Here is an 8,023-nt window from a genome sequence, read left to right on the forward strand (position 1 = left end):
GTGCCGGGAACTGAGTCCCCACACCACTATCGAACACCGCTGAACCATGACCCTGCGGTTACGCGCCGGCCATCCAGCGCGCCAGCCCGTGCCGTCCGCTGACCCCGAGTTTGGCGGTCGCCCGTTTGAGATAGGTCTCGATCGAACTGCTCTTGACCCGCAGCTTCTCGGCCAGTTGCGGCACGGTGCCGCCGGTCAGCAGGCCCAGGCAGACTTCTTTTTCCCGCGCCGACAGCACGATGCCGCCCAGCGCCAGGCGCTCATCCAGCATTTGTTGCAACGGTGCCTGCTCCAGATCGGCCAACGGTGGGCGCGGCTGTTTGGCGATGATTTGCCGACTGAGGTGCGCGTGCCGTTCAATCAGCGGCAGCAGAGTGTCGGACAGACTTTTGAGAAACGACAGCTCCGGCAGGGAAAACACCCGTTGCGTATGCGGTCGGTAGAACGAGATGACACAGCGGCGGTTGGAGGTGCGGGACACCAGATTGCACTGGTGGACGCTGTGCTGCGGATGTCGTGGCTGAAGTGATGCTTTGAGTTGAATCAGCAGGGAATCATTCATCTCGATCATCTTCTGCAACAACGGATGATCGTCCGGACTCTTCAACGGGTCCGGTGGCGGGAAAGTCTGGGGCAGGCCGGCGCTGCCCAGCGCCTTGATCTCGACCACGCTGGCCTGGCGCTCGTCGAGGATCCACTCGCTGAGGTCGACGCGATTGACCGGCACCAGGGTGTCGACCAACTGGAACATATTGCTGGCGAAAAGATCGTCGCCCGTGCTGGCAATCAGTTCCCCCAGTTGCCAGTAGAAGTGCGGGTTTTCCATGTTGCGAATGCTGCCGGTCAGATTCATATCCTTGTCATCCCTGGTTCCGAGTCATCACCGAGTCGTCCGCTGTTTATGCAAAAGCCGCCCACGCAATCGTCCCTCCTTGAAACTGATCTGGGGCGGGATTTAAGCCTATGGATTTGTCCTACGTCTGTAGGGGAAAACAGGGACACAAAGTGCCATCATTTCTGAAACTTGGCGCCGGGCTTCTGACGCCATTTGGTACAGATGTCGTGCGCTGTCTGACTGTTTGGTCACGGAAAAGCCTTGAAAACCGGGACATTTACGGTGCTGTGAGGTAACTGAGAGGGCCGATGGCAGCGCTGATGTGTGGCATTTTTCCTACAAGTTTTTCAGTGTTTCCTGTCCGAACTTTTAGATAGTTCCCGCCCAGTCAGGGTCAACAAGCACTGACAGGCCCGCGCACGGGGTGGGGTTGTCCGGGTTTCACGTGTCATGTCGGCATCGGGGCCGATGCTTGAATAGGCGCAAAATCACATGAGAAGGATCTTATGCCGCCTATTTCTGCTCTTGCGGTGGCCACGCCGTCCGCATCGCTCCAGACGTATCCGCTGACCGCTGCGCAGCTGGATATCTGGCTGGATCAGCTGAGTCGCGGTGATTCGCCGCTGTACAACATTGGCGGGTACATGGACCTCAGCGGCCCGCTGGATCCGGCACTCATGCACGCCGCCCTCGAAGCGCTGGTGGCCCGGCATGACGCGATGCGCACGATCCTGCTGCCGGGCGCCGGTGTCGATGGCTTGCCTTTGCAGCAGTTTGCCCGCTCATTACCGGTGCCGATGCCGATCGACGATGTGTCGACGCACACTGACCCGGAGGCGGCAGCGCGGGCCCTGGTGCAGGCGCGCATCAATCAGCCCTTCGTGCTGGACGGCGGCTGCCTGTTCCGTTTTCTGTTGATCCGCCTTGATGGCGAGCGCCATTGGTTGTCCGCTCAGGCTCATCACTTGATCGTCGATGGCTGGAGCTTCGGCGAAATGTTCAAGTCTTTGGACGAAATCTATAACGCGCTGGCGCAGGGCCGGCCTGTGCCGGCTTCGGCGCCGTCGTACATCGACTTCATCGAAGACAATGCGCGCTATCACGCGTCGCCGCGTTATGCGCAGGACCGCAGCTACTGGCTGGACAAGTACCGACAATTGCCCGAGCCGCTGTTGCTGCCGCGATATCAGCAGAGCCTGGCCGGCAATGCCGCGCAGACGCAGGTCCATGCGCAGCCCTTGCCGGCGCTGCTGCACCAGCGCATGAAGCAGGTGGCCCGGGAATTTGGCGCTTCGGCATTCCATGTGTTGCTGGCGGCGCTGCACGTGTATTTCAGCCGTACCGCCGAGCGTGACGAATGGGTCGTCGGGCTGCCGATCCTCAATCGCTCCGGCGCGCGCTTCAAGTCCACGCTTGGGCTGTTCGCCCAGGTCAGTGCGGTGCGCATGGGCTTCGGCCGCGAACGCACCTTCGCTGAACTGATCAGTACGATCCGTGAGGAACTGCGCAAGGATTTCCGCCATCAGCGTTTTTCCGTGAGTGAGATGAACCGCGCCCTGGGCCTGCTGCGTGAGGAGCGCTCGCAGTTGTTCGAGGTCACGGTGTCCTACGAGCAGGGCGCTCACGATTATCGCTATGGCGAGGCGTCGGGGCGGATGATCAAGGCCTCGAACCAGGAAGAGGCCACGCCGCTTGCGGTGCACCTGCTGAGTAATCTGACCAATGACGACGCGCGCCTCTACCTGATCTACAGCGAGGCGTTTTTTGCCGCCGATGAGGTCAAGGCGCTGGCCGACCGCTGGTTGCTGATTCTGGAGCAAGGGCTGGAGGCGGTGAACCTGCCTGTCGCGGATTTCGCGCTGAGCACGCCCGAAGAAAGCGCGCTGCTGCAACAGTGGAATGCGACACGAGTGGAGTACCCGAGCGCGACGACCATCCATCAGCGTATCGAGGCCCAGGCCGCGCAACGACCACAGGCGCTGGCGGCGGTTCATCAAGGGCATTGCCTGACCTATGCCGAGCTCAATCAACGCGCCAACGCGCTGGCTCATCATCTACTCGATCTCGGTGTACGGCCGGATGACCGGGTGGCCATCGTCGCCCGGCGCGGGCTCGACACACTGGTCGGGCTGTTGGCCATTCTCAAGGCGGGTGCCGCTTATGTGCCGCTCGACCCGGCGCATCCTGCCGAGCGCCTGAGCTATCTGCTGGAGGACAGCTCGCCAATCGCGGTGCTGACCCAGAGTGCGTTGCGCGGGCACCTGCCGGCGTTGTCGGTGCCGGTGATCGAGCTGGATCACCCGACCTGGTCCAGCGCCCATGTCGGCGCACCGAAGGTGCCGGGGCTGACCCCGGAAAACCTCGCGTATGTGATTTACACCTCCGGCTCTACCGGCCTGCCCAAAGGGGTGATGGTCGAGCACCGCACGCTGTGCAATCTGGTCGATTGGCACGCTGACGTTTTCGACCTGCGTGCCGGAAGCCATACGTCGAGCCTGGCCGGGTTCGGTTTCGATGCGATGGCCTGGGAAGTCTGGCCGGCGCTGTGCGTGGGCGCGATCTTGCACCTGGCGCCGCTCAGCGATGGCAACGAAGACATTGATGCGCTGCTCGACTGGTGGCGTGCGCAGCCGCTGGACGTGAGTTTTTTGCCGACCCCGATCGCCGAATACGCGTTCAGCCGCCAGCTCGATCACCCGACGTTGCGCACGCTGCTGATCGGTGGCGATCGCTTGCGTCAGTTCCCGCGTCAGCAATCGTTCGAAGTGATCAACAACTACGGACCGACCGAAGCCACCGTGGTGGCGACTTCAGGGCGCATCGACGCCGGGCAGGCGCTGCATATCGGTAAACCGGTGAGCAACGCCACGGTGTATCTGCTCGACGAGCAGCAGCAACCGGTGCCGATTGGCGTGAGCGGCGAGTTGTACGTCGGCGGGGCCGGGGTGGCTCGCGGTTACCTGAACCGCGCGGACTTGAGCGCCGAGCGCTTCCTGCGTGATCCGTTCAGCGCTGAACCGGGTGCGCGCCTGTACCGCACCGGCGACCTTGCACGCTGGCGCGCCGACGGCAATCTGGAGTATCTGGGGCGCAACGACGATCAGGTGAAAATCCGCGGCGTACGGATCGAACCGGGCGAGATCGAGAGCGCACTCGCCAGCCATACGGCGGTGCGCGAAGCGGTGGTACTGGTGCGCGACGGGCAACTGCTGGCGTGGTTCACCGAGCAGGCGCCGCTGGACATCAACGCGCTGCACGCGCACCTGAAAACGCGCCTGACCAGCGCCATGTTGCCCAGTGCTTATGTGCGTCTGGCGGCGTTGCCGCTGACCGCCAACGGCAAGGTCGATCGCAAGGCGCTGCCGGCCCCCGGGGCGGAAGATTTGATCCGCCGCGAATACGAGGCGCCGCAAGGCGAGGTCGAAATCGCTTTGGCGCAGATCTGGGCCGAAGTCCTGCAAGTCGAGCGGGTCGGGCGTCACGACCATTTCTTCGAACTCGGCGGACACTCGTTGCTGGCGGTGATCATGATCGAACGCATGCGTCAGCTCGATTTGAGCAGCGACGTGCGTGTGCTGTTCAGTCAGCCGACCCTCGCGGCGCTGGCGGCTTCAGTCGGCAGCGGTCGCGAGATCGAAGTGCCGGCCAACCGCATCACCGCCGATTGCACCCACATCACCGCGGATATGCTGCCCCTGCTGCAACTGGATCAGCCGACCCTCGACCGGATCGTGGCCACTGTGCCGGGCGGCGCCGCCAACGTGCAGGACATCTACCCGCTGGCACCGCTGCAGGAAGGCATTCTCTATCACCACATCACCGCCGCTCAGGGCGATCCGTACCTGCTGCAATCGCAACTGGCGTTCGACAGTCTTGAACGCGTCGAAGCCTTCGCCGCTGCGCTGCGCCAAGTCATGGCGCGCCACGACATTCTGCGCACCGCGGTGCTCTGGGAAGGCCTGACCACCCCGGTGCAGGTGGTGTGGCGCGAGGCGATTCTGCCGTTGCAGGAGGTCGAGCTGGACCCGGCCAACGGCCCGATCATCGAGCAGTTGCACGCGCGCTTCAACGCCCGGCGTTATCGCCTCGACGTCAGTCAGGCGCCACTGATGCGTCTGGTGTATGCCCGCGATCCGGCGCTGGATCGGGTGGTGGGCATTCTGCTGTTCCATCACCTGGCCATGGACCACATCGCTCTTGAAGTAATGCGCGGCGAGATGCAGGCCAGCCTGTCGGGGCAGGTCGTGGCGCTGGCGCCGCCGGTGCCGTATCGCAATTACGTGGCGCAGACGCGGCTGGGTGTCACGGAGCAGGAACACGAAGTGTTTTTCCGCGCGCAACTGGCGGACATCGACGAGCCGACCCTGCCGTTCGGGCTGCAGGAAGTGCAGGGCGACGGTAACGGTATCGAGGAAGCGCAGCAGGTGCTGCCGGCGGACGTGTATCAGCGTTTGCGCACCCAGGCGCGACAGGCCGGTGTCAGCGTCGCCAGTCTGATTCATCTGGCGTGGGCACGGGTACTGGCGGCGACTTCGGGCCAGCAGCGCGTGGTGTTCGGCACCGTGCTGATGGGGCGCATGCAGGGGGGCGAGGGTGCCGACCGCGCCTTGGGTGTGTTTATCAATAGCTTGCCGCTGCGCATCGATGTCGATGCAGGCGTGCTGGACGCGGTGCGCGCCACCCATGCGCGGCTGACCGCGCTGCTCGGGCATGAACACGCTTCGCTGGCACTGGCCCAACGCTGCAGCGGCGTGGCCTCGCCGTCGCCGCTGTTCAGCGCGCTGCTCAATTATCGGCACAGTGACGAATCCGAACTGCTGGAACCATCCAGCCAAGCCTGGCAAGGCATCGAAACCCTGGCCAACGAGGAGCGCACCAATTACCCGCTGACCATGAGCGTGGACGATTTTGGCAACGGCTTGCGCCTCACCGGCAGGGCCGTCGCCCAGATTGGCGCGCAACGGATTTGCGGCTACATGCAAACCGCGTTGCACGGTTTGCTGCAGGCTCTGGAACAGGCCCCGCAACAGCCGTTGAATCAGTTGCCGATCCTGCAGCCGGAGGAGTTGCAACGCTTGCTGATCACGTTCAACACCACCGAGGTCGATTGTCCGCTGGACCAGCCGTTGCACACGTTGTTCGAAGCACAGGTGCGGCGCAAACCGCACGCCGTTGCCGCACAGGCCGGTGAGCGAAGCCTGACCTATGCGCAACTCAACGAGCGCGCCAATTGCCTGGCCCATCACCTGCGCGAAGTCGGCGTGCAACCGGACTCGCGGGTGGCGATCTGCGTCGAGCGCGGGCTGGATCTACTGGTCGGCTTGCTCGGCATCCTCAAGGCGGGCGGCGCCTATGTGCCACTGGATCCGGACTATCCGCTGGAGCGCCTGAACTACATGTTGCAGGACAGCGCGCCTGTCGCACTGCTGGTGCATGGCGCCACGCGACAACTGCTGGGCGAGCCGGGTGTGACGCTGATCAATCTGGATCACGGCAGTTGGGAGCAGCAGCCGGCAGGCAACTTGCAGGTGCCGGGCCTGAGTGCTTCGAACCTTGCCTACATGATCTACACCTCGGGTTCTACCGGGTTGCCGAAGGGCGTGATGATCGAGCATCGCAGCGCCTGCAACATGGTGCATTGGGGCTCGCAGCTCAGTCCGCCGACCGAACACGGCGCGCTGCTGCAAAAAGCGCCGTTCAGCTTCGACAGTTCGGTGTGGGAGATCTTCTGGCCGCTGTGTTCCGGGATGCGATTGGTATTGGCGCGGCCGGACGGCAACCGCGATTCGGCCTATGTGGTGCAGACCATTCGCGAGCAGCAGGTGACGGTGGTCAAGTTCGTTCCTGCGCTGCTGCAGCAGTTCATCGAGCAGGACGGTGTCGAACAGTGCACCAGCCTGACCGATGTGCTTAACGGTGGCGGCGAACTCAGTGCAGCGCTGGCGCGTCAGGTGCGCGATCGCCTGCCGTGGGTGCGTTTGCATAACGTTTACGGCCCGACTGAAACCACGGTGGACAGTACGGGCTGGACGCTGGAACCGGACATGCCGGTACCGGACAACGTGGTGCCGATCGGCACAGCCTTGAGCAACACGCGGCTGTACGTGCTTGATGCGTACGGTCAACCAGTGCCACAAGGCGTCAGCGGAGAGTTGCACATCGGCGGCGTCGGCGTGGCGCGTGGTTATCACGGCTTGCCGGAAATGCAGGCCGAGCGCTTCATCGACAGCCCGTTTGTGGTGGGTGATCGCCTTTACCGTACGGGAGATCTGGCGCGCTACAACAATCACGGCGAGCTGGAATTCCTCGGCCGCAACGACTTCCAGATCAAGCTGCGTGGCTTGCGCCTGGAGCCGGGGGAAATCGAAGCACGGTTGATCGAACATCCGGCGATTCGCGAGGCGGTGGTGATGGTCCGTGATGAGCGTCTGGTGGCCTGGTACACCGTGCGTTCCGGCGTGGAAGCACCGAGTCTTGAGACGTTGCGCAGCCATGTGCCAGAGCGTCTGCCGGAGTACATGGTGCCGGGCGCGTTTGTGCGGCTCGACGCTTTGCCGCTGACGCCGAACGACAAGATAGACCGCAAAGCCCTGCCGGAGCCGGGAGCCGATGCGGTGATCAACCGCCCATACGTGGCGCCACAGGGTGACGTCGAAACCGCGCTGGCGCAGATCTGGGCTGAAGTCCTCGGCGTCGAACAGGTTGGACGTCACGACAACTTCTTCGAACTCGGTGGGCACTCGCTGCTGGCAGTGAGTCTGGTAGCGCGCATGCGTCAGAGCGGTTTGCACACCGACGCCCGGGCGCTGTTCAGCCAGCCGACGCTGGCGGCGCTGGCGCTCAGCACCACACCCGAGGCGCAGCAAGTGGTCATCCCGCAAACCACCATCCCGAGCCTCAATCGCAAACGCCGGCTCTAGCCCGGAATTGATTGTGTAAACCAAACCCTGTGGGAGCGGGCTTGCTCGCGAATGCGGTGTAACAGTCACCATCAACATCGACTGACCCACCGCATTCGCGAGCAAGCCCGCTCCCACAGGGGGATTGCGGCGGCCGAGCCTGTGGCTTGTCCCCGCTTCCCATGTCAGCCCCGCAAGCCCCGATGTTTTAGCTTTTCCAGGCTGCGCGCAGCAGGCACGGACTCGCGGCTGCGCGCTCCTTTTTCTCGTATTTACAGCAGGTTATCCC

At 63.4% G+C, this 8,023-nt stretch carries 2 protein-coding genes; one reads left to right on the forward strand and one right to left on the reverse strand.

What is annotated here, in order from left to right:
• Positions 1–58: 58 nt before the first annotated feature.
• A complete protein-coding gene (locus M0814_RS07370) occupies positions 59–853 on the reverse strand; it encodes a helix-turn-helix transcriptional regulator (RefSeq protein ID WP_103485032.1) in 795 nt (264 codons plus the stop codon).
• Positions 854–1,341: 488 nt separating this feature from the next.
• Here M0814_RS07370 and M0814_RS07375 point away from each other — a divergent pair, with 488 nt between their 5' ends.
• The gene (locus tag M0814_RS07375; RefSeq protein ID WP_112997798.1) at positions 1,342–7,755 is read left to right on the forward strand and encodes a non-ribosomal peptide synthetase; all 6,414 of its coding nucleotides are present in this window, start codon (positions 1,342–1,344) and stop codon (positions 7,753–7,755) included.
• Positions 7,756–8,023: the final 268 nt, after the last annotated feature.

The organism is Pseudomonas sp. MWU12-2020, from assembly GCF_023100605.1.
GTDB classification, from domain to species: domain Bacteria; phylum Pseudomonadota; class Gammaproteobacteria; order Pseudomonadales; family Pseudomonadaceae; genus Aquipseudomonas; species Aquipseudomonas fluorescens_H.